Annotated in this window: 18 protein-coding genes; 2 read left to right on the forward strand and 16 right to left on the reverse strand. The window is 43.7% G+C overall.

Annotated features, from left to right (window positions below; all coding sequences use genetic code 11):
- Window positions 1–141 precede the first annotated feature (141 nt).
- Complete coding sequence (locus B5E53_RS17570; protein WP_087317357.1) at window positions 142–1,083, reverse strand: hypothetical protein; 942 nt, start codon at window positions 1,081–1,083, stop codon at window positions 142–144.
- A gap of 612 nt (window positions 1,084–1,695) precedes the next feature.
- On the opposite strand from B5E53_RS17570, the gene B5E53_RS17580 reads away from it, so the two are divergent.
- Window positions 1,696–2,259: a Uma2 family endonuclease gene (locus B5E53_RS17580; RefSeq protein ID WP_087317362.1), complete on the forward strand. Its 564-nt coding sequence runs from the start codon at window positions 1,696–1,698 to the stop codon at window positions 2,257–2,259.
- A gap of 126 nt (window positions 2,260–2,385) precedes the next feature.
- Here B5E53_RS17580 and B5E53_RS17585 read toward each other — a convergent pair whose 3' ends face one another.
- On the reverse strand, window positions 2,386–2,937 hold the full coding sequence (locus tag B5E53_RS17585) for a flavodoxin family protein (protein ID WP_087317364.1): 552 nt from the start codon (window positions 2,935–2,937) through the stop codon (window positions 2,386–2,388).
- Window positions 2,938–3,145: 208 nt separating this feature from the next.
- Between B5E53_RS17585 and B5E53_RS17590 the strand changes: the two genes are divergently transcribed.
- A complete protein-coding gene (locus B5E53_RS17590; RefSeq protein WP_087281498.1) occupies window positions 3,146–3,478 on the forward strand; it encodes a helix-turn-helix domain-containing protein in 333 nt (110 codons plus the stop codon).
- Window positions 3,479–3,551: 73 nt separating this feature from the next.
- Here the strand turns inward: B5E53_RS17590 and B5E53_RS17595 are convergent, their stop codons facing one another.
- From B5E53_RS17595 to B5E53_RS19375, 14 genes are all read right to left on the reverse strand, one after another.
- Window positions 3,552–4,004: a GNAT family N-acetyltransferase gene (locus B5E53_RS17595; protein WP_087317366.1), complete on the reverse strand. Its 453-nt coding sequence runs from the start codon at window positions 4,002–4,004 to the stop codon at window positions 3,552–3,554.
- A gap of 37 nt (window positions 4,005–4,041) precedes the next feature.
- Complete coding sequence (locus B5E53_RS17600) at window positions 4,042–4,707, reverse strand: hypothetical protein (protein WP_087281502.1); 666 nt, start codon at window positions 4,705–4,707, stop codon at window positions 4,042–4,044.
- Window positions 4,707–5,156, reverse strand: a complete 450-nt coding sequence (locus B5E53_RS17605; protein WP_087317368.1) for a hypothetical protein — start codon at window positions 5,154–5,156, stop codon at window positions 4,707–4,709. The genes B5E53_RS17600 and B5E53_RS17605 overlap by 1 nt, the downstream gene beginning before the upstream one ends.
- 95 nt (window positions 5,157–5,251) lie before the next feature.
- A complete protein-coding gene (locus tag B5E53_RS17610) occupies window positions 5,252–5,821 on the reverse strand; it encodes a TetR/AcrR family transcriptional regulator (protein WP_087317370.1) in 570 nt (189 codons plus the stop codon).
- Between the two features lie 217 nt (window positions 5,822–6,038).
- Window positions 6,039–6,341: a type II toxin-antitoxin system RelE/ParE family toxin gene (locus tag B5E53_RS17615; RefSeq protein WP_087317372.1), complete on the reverse strand. Its 303-nt coding sequence runs from the start codon at window positions 6,339–6,341 to the stop codon at window positions 6,039–6,041.
- Window positions 6,334–6,597 (reverse strand): type II toxin-antitoxin system Phd/YefM family antitoxin, encoded by a 264-nt coding sequence (locus B5E53_RS17620; protein WP_087317374.1) that lies wholly within the window; start codon window positions 6,595–6,597, stop codon window positions 6,334–6,336. The genes B5E53_RS17615 and B5E53_RS17620 overlap by 8 nt, the downstream gene beginning before the upstream one ends.
- A 94-nt stretch (window positions 6,598–6,691) precedes the next feature.
- Window positions 6,692–8,599 carry a recombinase family protein gene (locus B5E53_RS17625; protein WP_087317376.1) on the reverse strand — a complete coding sequence of 636 codons (1,908 nt, stop codon included), beginning with the start codon at window positions 8,597–8,599 and terminating at the stop codon, window positions 6,692–6,694.
- A gap of 68 nt (window positions 8,600–8,667) precedes the next feature.
- Window positions 8,668–9,072, reverse strand: coding sequence for an arsenate reductase ArsC (locus B5E53_RS17630; protein ID WP_087317388.1), 405 nt, complete (start codon window positions 9,070–9,072; stop codon window positions 8,668–8,670).
- Window positions 9,073–9,074: 2 nt separating this feature from the next.
- Window positions 9,075–9,419 carry a thioredoxin family protein gene (locus tag B5E53_RS17635; RefSeq protein ID WP_087317378.1) on the reverse strand — a complete coding sequence of 115 codons (345 nt, stop codon included), beginning with the start codon at window positions 9,417–9,419 and terminating at the stop codon, window positions 9,075–9,077.
- A gap of 76 nt (window positions 9,420–9,495) precedes the next feature.
- The gene (locus B5E53_RS17640; RefSeq protein WP_087317380.1) at window positions 9,496–10,497 is read right to left on the reverse strand and encodes a permease; all 1,002 of its coding nucleotides are present in this window, start codon (window positions 10,495–10,497) and stop codon (window positions 9,496–9,498) included.
- An 87-nt stretch (window positions 10,498–10,584) separates the two neighbouring features.
- Entirely contained in the window at window positions 10,585–10,899 is a 315-nt protein-coding gene (locus B5E53_RS17645; protein ID WP_087317382.1) for a metalloregulator ArsR/SmtB family transcription factor, read from the reverse strand.
- 144 nt (window positions 10,900–11,043) lie between these two features.
- Window positions 11,044–11,223, reverse strand: coding sequence for a hypothetical protein (locus B5E53_RS17650; protein ID WP_087317384.1), 180 nt, complete (start codon window positions 11,221–11,223; stop codon window positions 11,044–11,046).
- Window positions 11,224–11,299: 76 nt separating this feature from the next.
- Window positions 11,300–12,946, reverse strand: a complete 1,647-nt coding sequence (locus tag B5E53_RS17655) for a GGDEF domain-containing protein (RefSeq protein WP_162611966.1) — start codon at window positions 12,944–12,946, stop codon at window positions 11,300–11,302.
- Window positions 12,947–13,075: 129 nt separating this feature from the next.
- Window positions 13,076–13,315, reverse strand: a complete 240-nt coding sequence (locus B5E53_RS19375) for a hypothetical protein (protein ID WP_162611965.1) — start codon at window positions 13,313–13,315, stop codon at window positions 13,076–13,078.
- Between the last annotated feature and the right edge of the window lie 527 nt (window positions 13,316–13,842).

A 13,842-nucleotide genomic window follows, 5' to 3' on the forward strand; every position in this document is an offset into this window, starting at 1 on the left:
TATTAACACCGTTTGAATTTCATGAACGGTTATTAGCCGCATAAAAATATTGCCCGGTACAAACCGGGCAACACAAAAATTTTATTTTTTTCATTGTCTACTTGACGGGTAGCACACCATAACCGTACCCTTTTCTCTCCGTTATCTCTGTAATTGAAGGTCCCGTTTCTTTAATGTCTCTCTTAGTGTTTTCACAGAGATATTTAATTTTTCTGCTGTTTCTTCGTCAGAAAAACCAAACTCTTTACACATCATGATTTTTCCGACGAGCTCTCCAATCTCCATGCCACGCTCCATACCGCGCTCTTCATACATCTCTGATAAGTTACACATCAAATCAACCTCCTTCCCAAAACTGTCTTCCATTGGGATTCCGTATTGGCCTGACAGCTCTTCCTTAATCTCCTCTTTTGATTTTTCCGATGAAAACACCGTATTCAGCAGTCCGATAAGTTCGTCATCTTTTTGATCCATGTCATCCCGCAGGCAAATCATGATAACTTCCAGTTTATCATATGCCTCCTTCTCATCCGGGATACCGGTAAGAAGGTCTTCTTTTTGGATATGGTACCGACTGATGGCATTGCCAATATAATCTGGCGGATTGAAGCAGATCCAGATGGAATAAACTTTTTTCAAATTATCGTAATGCTTCAGGTCAAATTCCTGATTAATCTGTGAGGAAATCATCCTGGCGCAGTAAACAAGCCCTCTTGTCACGATTTTATAACCAGGGTAATAGTTTTTCTGTGCTTCCACATCAAACAAAATTTTTGTTTTCCCTTCGTTGACAAGGATATAAAAACGAATGTCGTAATATATAGTTCCCTCATTCCTGGATGTTGACTCTGTATTACTGCCTTCAATCCGTTCCTCTTCTTCCAGAAAAGGAACGCTTCCAATAGAAGGGCTTCCCTCAATGGAAGCAATGATTTCGTCAATCTCCATATTTGCCACTTCTTCTACTGTCCTTTTCAGTATACGGGCAAGGAGCGGCTTGTGGGACAGTACAATCTTGCACTGTTCATCCAGTTGTCGTTTTTGTGGATCATCCTCAATACTATGAGCAAATGATGTCTGCATTTATTATCCCTTTCTTTGAATTTTTACAAAAACAATATGAAAGAATCAATATAAAAGGTTTTAACAACGAGATTTTTTATTGTTATTATGTATTGTACCACATTTTACGAAAAAAAGAGGAAATGTTTTGTTTCGCTCTGTCACTAAATCTGAAAACCAAAGGAGACCCGTGCCAGGTATTTTCTGCGCCAACTCGCTGGCCAGAAAGCACTTTTTACTTATTTCTATCTTTTTTATTGTTTTTATATTTTTACTATAATACGATAAATAGAAAAAGTCAAGCCAAATTTAAAAAAAGCAATCCCCTACACAAAGTTCAACATAATTTGCAACACCTATCTCTCTTGTCACAAAACAACAAGGCACTAACAAACACAGTCAACAAATATAACATCATTTTCCTAACTCGAAACTCTTTAATATTTCCTAGAAATAAAATTCAGATGATAAAGATTGAAAAAAAATAGAACGATATGATCAAACAGAATATTGAACATTTTCTCAGATTACTATAGACTATAATCAGAAATAACAAACCTGACACGCATTTTAACCAACTTAAATATAGTCAACTAAGATTCATTCCATTGCTCGCGAAAGGAAGTGTATCTCATGCCAGGCTTACAGACACAACCGGAAATTATTACTTTAGAACAGTACGAAAATCTTCCTGAAGATATCAGAATTGAAGTTTTTGACGGTATGGCATGTGACTGCATAATTCCATCCCAGACTCACCAAACCGTTCTCACAGAACTTCTTGTTTCCATCCGCGCTTATCTGAAATCCAAAGGAGACAAGTGCCGGGTATTTCCTGCGCCTTTTGACGTAAAGCTCTCCGACAAGCCGCTTACCGTCGTTCAACCGGATATTATGATTGTCTGTGACAAAGATAAACTGGATGGAAAGCGCTGCAACGGCGCTCCGGATTTTATTATTGAAATTGTCTCGCCAGGTAATCCGACAGACGATTACATTCGCAAGTTATATTATTATAAGAAGTACGGAGTAAGAGAATACTGGATTATTGACCCGAAGCGGAAAGCTGTGACTGTGTACTTCTTTGAGGCAAATGTTCTGAGTGTACCATATACTTTCGATTCAACGATTAAGGTCAATATTTACGATGACTTATATATCAATTTCTCTGAGATTGCCGATTTGCTGGATAGGTGAATATTTCCGGCCGCAAAAAAGAAAGACATGCCCTTTTACACATGTCTACAGCCTGGACGGGCAGCAGATGTTATTTCTGCTGCCCTCATAAAATTTTCTGATAATTTTCTAATAAAATGCCGCCATTTACTGGATTGATTTTCCCAGTTCATACGCCTGCTGAATTTCCGGCTTATCTTTAATATCTCCTACATTCATATTCCCGCCGGCAAGAACATGACCGAGATTCTCCCAATGCAAATGTTCCATCAGATGATCATAATAAGTAAGTACGTCCTCGAATCCCTGCCCTTCTGCTGCCATCAGCAGAGCGGAAGCCCTGTCATGTCCTCTGAGAAGGTTGCCATCGCCTTCCTCCAAGGCAAATAAACGGTCAACGGCTGTTCTGATCTGACCACTCATATTCCAGTAATAAAGCGGAGAAGCCAGTATTACCACATCACATTCTCTTATGGCCGGATAGATCTGCGCCATGTCATCCTTTTGTACACAAGGACATTCTTTACTGCTGTGTCCGCCGAAGCATCCTTTACAGCCATGGATCTCCATACTGTCAAGGAAGAACTCTGTTACAGTATTCCCCGTACTTTCCGCGCCTTCAGTAAATGCTTTTACCAGCATAGATGTATTTCCATTCTTTCTTGGACTTCCATTCAACACCACGATTTTCTTGCTCATTACATTTTACCTCCTATCGTTTTCATAAACGATTACATCGTTATGATATATCCGTCCTAAAATCAGTATGTAACCCACATTCCTGCAAAATTGACTTTTTCAGGTACTGACATTATAATCATAGCAAAAATGAAACGAGAAACAAGTACGCACATTAAAGTGCGATACTTACAATCAGGTTATATACTTACCTAAAGGAGAGTGTAGAATGGGCGAAAGATGTATCGCGAACGAATGCCTCAGTTCAACCGGATTCAATTACACGCTGTCATTGATCAGCGGGAAATATAAAATGACAATATTGTATACTTTAATGGAGTTTGGGGTAGTCCGCTTTAATGAAATGAAAAGATATATCGGCACAATTTCCTATAAGACTTTAAGTTCAGCGCTGAAAGAGCTGGAAGCCGACCAGCTTGTTCACCGGGAAGAATACCCGCAAATCCCGCCCAAAGTAGAATATAGCCTGACTGAGCGGGGCAAATCTTTAATTCCTATTTTAGATGGCATGTGCGAATGGGGAGATAAAAACAGATTATAACCTCTATTCCCTTTTCAGTACATTTCTTTCAGCTCTTTCAGTTTCTGCTGCCGCCGGCGACCGGTAATCCTTTTTACTGCATCACCGGACGCCTCATATACAAAAGCGGGTATGGATTGCCCTGCTCGTCTAAATCTGTTCTTTTGTAAACCTGAAATCCCATATGTTCATAAAATCCCTTTGCCTGGGGATTCTGCTCATTTACAGTCAGTTTTTCCACTGAGTAATTTTTTATCCCATATTGAATCAGGCGTTTTCCCAGCCCCTTTCCTCTTTCTTCAGGAGCGATAAACAACATTTCCAATGAACCGGCCTCCACTCCCATAAATGCAACCGGCCGACCCGATTCATCTTCTGCAATCAGCAAATGTAACACTTCATTTAAGGCCTGCGGCACATATTTTTTTATACTCTGAATCTCACTGTCCGATAAAAACAGGTGGGTAGCCCGCACGGAATTGTCCCATACTTCCAGCAGGTGCCTTATCAAATCCGGAGTCCGTTCTTTCACCTCAACTATTTTCATGTCTGCCTCCATATATTGATGACATTTTCTTCTCTTCTCACCGACATTCCCGCTTCATGGCAAAATACCCGATCAGCACCGTCCACACATAGGCGCAGGTTTTTGGGATCATCAACATTCCGATCATCGGGATGGCATCCGCCCACAGCACCACCGGAATATAAAACGCAAAGCTCAGCACGATGGTCAGCCACATCCAGCGAAATGCCTTATCTTCATGAATTTTGGCGCTGCGGTAAAACAGTACGATTATCACCAGCCCCAGCAGTGCAAATGGAATATTACGATAGATTCCCCAGGAAAGGGGTGCTTCGGCGCTCAGCCACTGGTTCTGAGGCATCATGCACAGGATGATTCTCATACCGGCCAGGATGTACACGATGGCGGTAAGACCGGCTTTTCCCTGAATCTTATACCGCTGCCGCCACACATAGTAGAGCAGCACATAAAAAATCGTCATTGTTACAGATGTGATCCATTTTCCAAGGCCCAGCGGAACAGTGTAATTCTCCAGCCCGGTGGTACAGAGGGCCAGCGCGCGTGGAACAAGGTGGAAGGCGTCGCCCGCTCCCAGCACCACCGCCATCCATCCAAACAAGCGGAACTGACGGTTTCCTTTGCTGCCGCGGATCATTAAAATTCCGATTGTAATGACGGAAATCAAATAGACAACGTCAAATAGTGTTTCTCCAATTGCTTGCATCATTTATTCTCCCTTTCCTCTATTTTAAACTTTGCGGCCGTAAATATTGCCCGGCCATAGTTACGGCCAAATAACAGCCCGGCCAGCAGAAGCGAGGCTCCAAGGCCAGTATAAAAAAATGCGATGAACCGCTCCGGCGCCAGTCCGCCCACCCGAAGGCCAATGCCGCCGGTCATCATCACCGCCATGATGATGAAGGCTTTCCGGTCAAAGAACTTTAGGAAAAAATGTGGTTCGTCCGGGTAGGAATTGATCCTGTCCGTATGTTTTTTGACCAGTTTGCCAAAAATAAACCGCTGGAACACGCCAAAGACAAGTACAGACAACAGATAATTCGTCACGGTAAGATACGCCGGGTAGGCTATCAGACCGATGCGAAGGATATTGAATCCCGCTGCACTCCACACCAGACAGGCGAGGAGCAGCAGGGTATTGCGCTTTACTTTCATAATCTACCTCCTTTTTTGAACATTGTTCAGTTTCCGGGATAAAAAATTCCCACATCTTAGCGGGAATTTTATAAAGCCAATCAGCTTTTATAATTTCAGTCAGCTTTTTCATAGAGGGTTCGCCGGATGATTTCCAGCACTGCGCCCGGATCATAGTCCTGCCGCAGCAAAGCAGACAGCATCAGTGAAAACAAAACATCCGCAAAGTTCTCCGCCGTAAACTGCTCTGTAAAAGCGTCTGCCCTGATCTTTGTATCCCTCTTCAGGACGGAACATAATTCATCCAGAATATGCTGCCAGGTCCGCTGCATCCTCCGTTTTCCATCGGATTTCTCTTCCTGCATGAACCCCAGAGAATGAAGAGTGAAAAAACCGGGATATTGTTTGCAGCCATATTCCATCCGTCCGTATATCCATGCGATACAGGTTTGCGTGTCCTGAAACATGCTCTCATCTTCCGGCCGGTGAAAAATCTCATGCCAGACACTCTCCACCACAGCTCCCATCAGCTCCGCTTTGGAATCAAAATAATTGTAGATTGATCCCACGGACACGCCGCAGGCAGCCGCAACAGAACGGATATTGACCACAGACCAGCCCTGCTGCTGAATCATATCCCGGCTGATTTTTAAGATCTCTTCTTTTGAAGTTACGATTGTATTCATTGCATCACCTCAATATGAACATTGTTCATTATATAAAGGAGTGAGAAAACTGTCAAGAGATTACAGCCTTACGCCTTGATATTTCGATAATTCCATTCTCATATTTTCAGCATCAGGCAATTTTTATTATCAGGATTCTTTTATCAAAACTCTTTTCCCTTAGCAGAAGAAGCAGCCTGATCTCCCAAACTGCTTCTTTCACTATCTATTATTTCTTTTAAAATTTACTTGGGGAATAGCGAACTGTTACCACAATTACCATCTTCTGAGCCTCGTTAATCCGAAAGACGACTGTATAATTCTCTACAAAAAGTTGTCTGTATCCCCGGTTAGCATAAGCTCCTTGTTTCCGTTCTGGGCAACGATATGGCATAGTATCCAACGAGAGTATTGCATCCTCGATTCGATTCACTAAGTTCAAAGCCGTCTCTGGTTCCAACAGCGTATGGGCAATGTAATTATAAATGCCCTCCAAATCTTTCAACGCTCGGCTCATCAATTTGACGCTGTATTTATCCAAAATGCTTCCTCCTTAAAGACTTCAACGCTTTCTTTGCATCATAAAGCTTCCCGTCTTGTTCGAATTCGGCCTCTGCTTCTGAAATTGCGGTATCTATCGCTGTATTTTCCACCATTTCCTCATAGGTTTCAATACTCATCACCACCAAATCACCATATCCATTTTTCGTAATAAATACGGGCTCACGCCGGGCATGACAAATATCTGATATCTCGTTAGTGTTACGAAGATCTGTAATCGGTCTAATCTGTGGCATACTGCACCTCCTTTTTGTACATTATTATAACATAATTATGCTCAAAAGTACAAAGGGCAAAAATGTATTTATTATGATTTCTTCTAAAAGACATTTACTCCCTCACTCTCCACTGACCTTTTCCTCCTGTCTTATCAAAGTAAATCTGACCTTTCTTTTTGTAATCAGCAAGCCAGCGGCGCAGGGTAGAAAACGTAACATCCAGACGTTTTGCCAGTTCTTTATTGGTGAGAAACGGCTCTTTTCTGAGGATATCTGGGATACTTTCTTTTTTCTTCTTTTTGATAATGCGGGTATCGGAGAAGTAGCGGGCTGTAGGCACTTCTATGAGATACTCCTGCAAGTAATCTTTCTGTAAGACCCCCGGCTTCTGCATGATCCATCCATGGACAGATGCCACCCCAGGCAAAGCCACCGGATTCAGTTTTATCTCCAGCCGGTCTTCAAAAACCCGGATGTGGTCCATGACCTGCATAAGCAGTCCCGCTTGAATCTTTTCGCAGCCGTCCGCCCGGAGCTTTTGCTCAATTCCCACCAGACGTTCCTTCGTCTGCCGGATTTTTTCTTCCTCCACATCCATCCTCTCCAGCCGCTCTGTCCAACGCTGTTCTTCCTGCTCCAGTTCTTTTTGCTTGCTTTTATACCCTTGCTTTGAGATGGTGTTATCGAGCAGCAGATCAAGCAACCGGCTCTTCCGGTTCCTGACAGCCATAAGATTCTTCTCCACTTCCTCTTTTTTCAAATGTGTCTCTCCCGTGAGAAGCACCTCAGAAAGTATTTTGATAATACGACGGATCATATTTTCTTCATCCTGCCATGCAAACAACTGTCCGGACAGCTCCCGCATCATGCGCTCCAGCCCTTCCTGCTTTAAATGGATATTGTCGCAGCCGGTAATCTGGCCACGCCGCAGCTCCTGTTCATCCGCTCCCCATTCTTTAGATTGATTCGTCCCTTCTGCCACCTCTTGCTTTTTCCGCCCGTGTTTTAAATAAGAAGAACATCTCCATTCTACGATGACATGCTCCGGATTGGCATACTGCCGACGGAAGGTTTTATAGTAGGGAGCACCGCACTCTCCGCAGATCAGCTTGCCGGAAAAATCATAGAGTTCTCTGTGTTTTTTCTGCCGGCCGGCGCCCTTTACCTGCGCTGCCGATAATTTAAGCATCTTATTGGCCTTTTCCCACAACTCCTCCTCCACAATGGCAGGCACAAGCCCCTGATGATAAATCCACTCCGATTCCGGATTCTTTATTTCTTTCTTTCTTTCAAAGTCAAAATGCCGCTTATTCATGACCACGACGCCTTTGAAGAGCGGATTTTTGATAATTCTCCGGATGCTGGACTCCTCCAGCTGATTGCCATTGCGGTTCCGGATGCCGTCCTGATATAAAATCTTACTGATTGTGCGGGAACCGCAGCCCTGCGCCGCCAGCCGGTAAATTTTCCGTATCATTTCCGCTTCCTCGGGATGAATAGACACGGATTTATCCGGATTCTTGACATATCCATAGGTATTATTGTTGATCAGAACTGTTGTTCCGTTTTTCTGCCGGTACTCGTGCGCATTATTGATTTTGCTGCTCAAATCTCTGGAATACTGTTCCGCCAGGATTGCCTTCACTCCGGAGATAAGGCGATCGTCGGTTTTATAAAACGCTCTGTCCATGTATATATAAAGGAGCTTGTCATTGTTGACAAGCTCCTCCACAAACAGATACCAGTTTTTGGCCGAACGATTCAGACGATCCAGGGATTTGATGACGATAATATCAAATTTATTCTTATCCTTTATGTCGTCAAGCAACCGCATGTATTCTGAGCGACCATGTTTCGTTGTCCCGCTCTCCATCTCGATATACTGGTCAACAAGCACCCATTCATTGCTCTTTACCGCATTTTGGGCTTCTTCTACCTGCACAGCCAGTGCATCCCGCTGCGCCTGTTCCTGCGTGCTGACACGGCAGTAAATGACGGCGCGTTTTTGATTTTCCGGCATATTTTTCACCTCATCAGGACATATGAAGTCATTCTTATATATGAAAATATATGCAGAAATGTTATTTTCTACCCTTTCCTAACCCTCTCCTTCAACTCCAACACCTTCCCCTCAATAGTTTTGATCACCTGTAAAAATACCTCGTCGCTGCTTCCGGTGGGGTCTTCCAGTCCCCAGTCTTCTCTGTGTTTGCATGGAAGAAACGGGCATTCCACGTTGCAGCCCATGGTAATGACTATGTCGACCGGAGGAATCTCCGATAGTAGCTTGCTGCGCTGCGTTTTTTCCATGTCAATGTCATAGAGCTGTTTCATAAGACGTACTGCGTCCTGGTTGATTTGCGGTTTCGTCTCTGTTCCCGCAGAATAGCTCTCAAATACATCGGACGCGAGATGTTTTCCCAGTGCCTCCGCAATCTGGCTTCGGCAGGAATTGTGGACACAGATAAATGCGACTTTTGTTTTTTTCTTCATTTTCATCTCCGCTCCTTCTGTATTATGTCTTTTGCTTCCTCTTTTTTCAATACTTTGCCGTAGGATATGACTTTGCCGTCGATCACCAGAGCAGGAGTCGTCATCACTCCGTATGCGGCGATCTGCGCAAAATCTGTTACCATTTCGACAGAGGTGTCCATTCCCAGTTCCGCCAATGCTTCTTTTACTGCATTTTCCAGCTCATGGCATTTGGCACAACCGCCGCCGAGTACTTTGATTCCGGAACTGTTTTTCTTTGTCTCTGCCTGCTGCATGGTTTCCGGCGTACATCCATCGCCGCAGCAATTTCCGGTTTTCTGTTTTGTTTTTCGTCCAAATAGTTTCATTGTAAAAACCTCCCGATTCAATATTCAACCTTCATCAGTATATCTTCCGATACATTTTATCTTATCTAAGCACATGCTATATCAACATATATTGCACTGCATTGAATAGATATCCCACAACTATGATGCCAACTGCACAAATGGCGATAAACAGCCCCAACAGCTTTGGCTTCACCGCTTTTCGGAGCATGATCATTGAAGGCAGTGACAAGGTGGTGACCGCCATCATAAAGGACAGCACCGTACCAAGCTGCGCTCCTTTGGCGAGTAATGCTTCCGCCACCGGAATCGTCCCAAAAATGTCTGCATACATGGGAATTCCCACGATGGTTGCGATGATCACGCCGAACGGATTACGATTCCCCAATACTGTTTCCACCCAGCTTTCCGGTATCCAGTTATGGATGACCGCGCCTATACCGACGCCGAGAAGGATGTACGGAAATACCTTTTTAAATGTTTCTGCCATCTGCTCTTTGGCATAAATCAGACGCTCCCGTACCGTCAGATCCGGAGATTCTATATCTACGCTGCCAGCGGACAACACAAAGCTTTCCACATATTTTTCCATGTGCATTTTCTCAATGATCATGCCTCCCGCCACCGCGATCACCAGTCCGAGAAGGACGTAGACAAGAGCCACTTTCGTTCCGAAAATGCTCATGAGCAGTACAAGGCTTCCCAGGTCCACCATAGGGGAGGAGATCAAAAAGGAAAATGTTACGCCCAATGGCAGCCCTGCACTGGTAAAACCGATAAACAGCGGAATTGATGAGCAAGAGCAAAAAGGCGTCACCGTTCCCAGCAAAGCAGAGATGATATTTGCCCGGATACCGTGAAACCTCCCAAGAATACGTTTGCTCCGCTCCGGCGGGAAAAAGCTCTGAATATAGGAGATAACAAAAATCAGAAAACAGAGCAGTATGGTGATTTTTACCACATCATACAGGAAAAACTGTATGCTGCCTCCAATCCGTCCGCTTACGTCAAGACCCAGGGCAGAAAGCCCAAAGCCGATCACCTCATTCAGCCATTTCATGCCAAGAATCTGTTCCTGAATAAACTGCCATATTCCCATGTAGTTTCCTCACTTTCTCAAGAATATCACATCAAGTTTTTTTGATGTATTAGTTTAAAGGAAACGCCATCTGATTACAGATGACGTTCATTTCTCCTTATCGCCACACCCATTCCGGACTGTATCCGGGGTCGTCAGCTTTTTCAGCAGTTCCAACGCATAATCTCTGCCGGATGTGCTCAGACGATAATGCGTCCACTTCCCTTCCTGACGGCTGACCACAATGCCGGAATCACAGAGTATCTTCATATGATAGGACAATCCTGATTGTGTCAGATCCAGAGGCTCCTGAAGCTTACAGGCACATTTCTCGCCGCTGCGCAGCTGCTCCAGTATCGCAAGACGTTTTGCATCACAGAGAGCCTTGAATATCTTCGCATGTTCCTGATGTATTGTATCCATCGCTTCACCTCACATCAAATTATATTGATGTGAGAATTGTACCTGAGAAATGTGCAGATGTCAATAAATTTTTCTGAGAAATATATTCCAGTGCAGTATATTTCATATAAAATTGCTCTATAAACGTTTTCCACTGCCATCCCCTTACATTTTCTCCGCCATCCACTGTTTCCGAAAAAGCTTTATCTGCTCTTTGTCCAGAATCTGCTCCTCTTCAAAGTATGTACAGAGAACGTCCAGAAATAAAAGCGCGGACGTTTTTGCCGGCGTACCGCATGATTTTCTGCTCTTAGTCTCTTCTGCATATGAGGAATCTTCCTTCATAAAGATACACCACGAGTTTTTATTTTCTTCTTATTAGTATGCGGAAAAATGTCCGAAGTGACAGAAGGCAGGTTACTCACATCTTCACATAACGTTTATTTTCATACATTTTCTCGTCCGCCCGTTTCAGAATTTCTTCAACGGATCTATCTTCCGGGGTGGCTGCCGCATGGCCGGAAGCTACCCCGCAGACAGGAGAAATATCTTTGCACGCTTCCTGTACGCGGGAACGAAGCTCCTCTTCCAGCTTCTCCAGCTTTTCTTCCGGGACGCCGGTTCCCCAGAAAAGAAATTCATCACCGCCCATCCGGTAACAATCTCCCAGCTTCCCAAAAATATCCAATATAGCGTCAGAACATTTTTTGATATAGACATCTCCCACATGGTGTCCCATCACATCATTAATCTGCTTCAGATCATTCAGATCTATCATGAGAAGCACATCGTTTCCGCCGGGAACCCAGCTATCCTCCCGCTCTGTAAAGGCGCGCCGGTTCATACATCCTGTCATCTGATCTACATAGGAGAGTTTTTTATAATATTCTGACTGCAAGCCCTGCACATAAAGGTCAAAAGTAGTACGAATGCTGAATACACAAAGAACAACGTAAAACGCCAGCACTCCCACCTGCAGATATGAGCCTAAAGCTCTGTGAATATTAATCAGTCCATGCGTCAGCTCCATACAGGCAAAGACAGAAAATATGGTGATTGCCACTACCATAGGAAGAATTTTTTTATTGTGATTGTGAAAAAACTCCCAGTAAATCAGAAACAGGTTACCTACACAAATCAAAAGTAAAATCATCAGCGATATGTTGAGCATCTGCATAAAATCCCGGATTCCCGACACCTGCAGTCCGATCAGCATTATCAAATATCCCATCAGAAAATATCTGCCGCCTCTGCATATGCGTCCGTATGAATAGTCCGGCAATTTCTCCATGATTCCGAGAAGCGGCAACGGCATTAAATGTATGACAATCATCGTCATATTATACCAGGCAGCCAGCTTTCCCGTGAAAAACTGAAGCATGTGGCTCTCTCCGAGCATCCATATTCCCGCCAGCATTCCAAAAACTGCCAGAAGCAAAAATTGACTGCCAGGAATCTTCCTGACAAAAAATAACAGATAGAACAGAAACAGTACCACGCTGATGGCTATGAGCAGACAAGCAACTGCAAATCCAAGTCCATAAGTATGCAGAACAGCAAATAACAGAGCTGCTTTTGTACCTATATAAACCTTATGCAATAATCCCTGATAATTTTCATAGGGAGAGGACAATTCTATTCTCAGTTCTTTCCCTCCGCTGTCTGCGGGAAGCCGGAACATAACCCAGCCGCTGGAAGGAGCCTGTCCAAAAATACCGATATCCAGATTCCCTTGTTCCAGCACCAAAGAACCGTCAATCCAGACGCGCACAGCTTCCTGAGAAGCCCGAAAACAAAGAGTATTCCCCTGTTCCATCCATTTTTCATCAATCGTCGTATACACGGTGGCCGTTCCATTTTCATCATGTGCAAAAACAGCAGGCAGGCTGTCCACGCTCTCCGACTGTCTCTCTCCATGCCAGACAGTCTCAAGTTCATATACTCCTTCTTCATCGAAAAAATGCTCTGTCGGACTATATCTCCATGAAATAACTAAGAAACTGAAAATCACCAGTAGAAATACCCACAATCCGACAGAAATCTTCTTTTGTTCTCTTATTTCACCCATGGGGTTCCTCCTGAAATTCTTCAAATGCCGAAGCATAATAAAGAGATTTGTATTGTTTATGTAAATTCCTCCTGCTTACTATACCACATTTACCATTAATTGGATGCCCTTCTTCCTATAAAATATCAATTATTGCAATTTCTTCTTTAAATAACCGTTTAGAATATAAATAATATTTACTGCAATACCCACTTTATCATTTTCCCTTCCATTTTGCCGCAGCTCTTTAAAATGGATTGGGTAATGCTCTCCATTTTCCTTCTCTGTCTGATGGCCGCGTTCCTGTATAAGGCGGTCACCTGGATGGAAAAAAGGCTCAGCCGCTGAACCGGGGCCGTTTTCTTTTCTGACACTTTCTAAAGCTGACAACGAAAATCCTGCCGCAGAATTCTTGATTGTATTCTGCCGGACAAGAAAGAATCCTGCAAAGCAGGATTCTCCGCCTACGGCGGGTCGCGAAAGCGACATCTTCCTATCCGCCGCAGTGCGATCCTCGCGGAGCGTTTTTTATTTTCATAGGAATGTAATTTCCTATGAAATAAAAAACGGGGATAGGTGATCCACTGTGGGTTCATCTATCCCTGTTTCTTTTCCATATTTTTAAAATTCTTCCTGAAAATCTTATCTCACGGCCGGTCTGCCCGCCGGTGCGGTTCTCTCTCCTGTACCAGCCAGTTTTTCCGGAACCGTTCTATCTGTTCTTTGGTGAGGATCTGCTCTGTCTCAAAGTATGTACACAGAACATCCAGAAATAAAAGATCTGCGTTTTCGGCAGACTGATATGCTCCCCTTTAGGTAGACAGTTGAAATAATAAAACTGTTTATCTGGAGGGGAGTTTTATTATGCCTAGAGGAATATTACCAGAAGTGAAGCTACGGGCCGTAAAAGATTACAT

This window comes from Eubacterium sp. An11, from assembly GCF_002161065.1.
Lineage (GTDB): Bacteria > Bacillota > Clostridia > Lachnospirales > Lachnospiraceae > Anaerobutyricum > Anaerobutyricum faecale.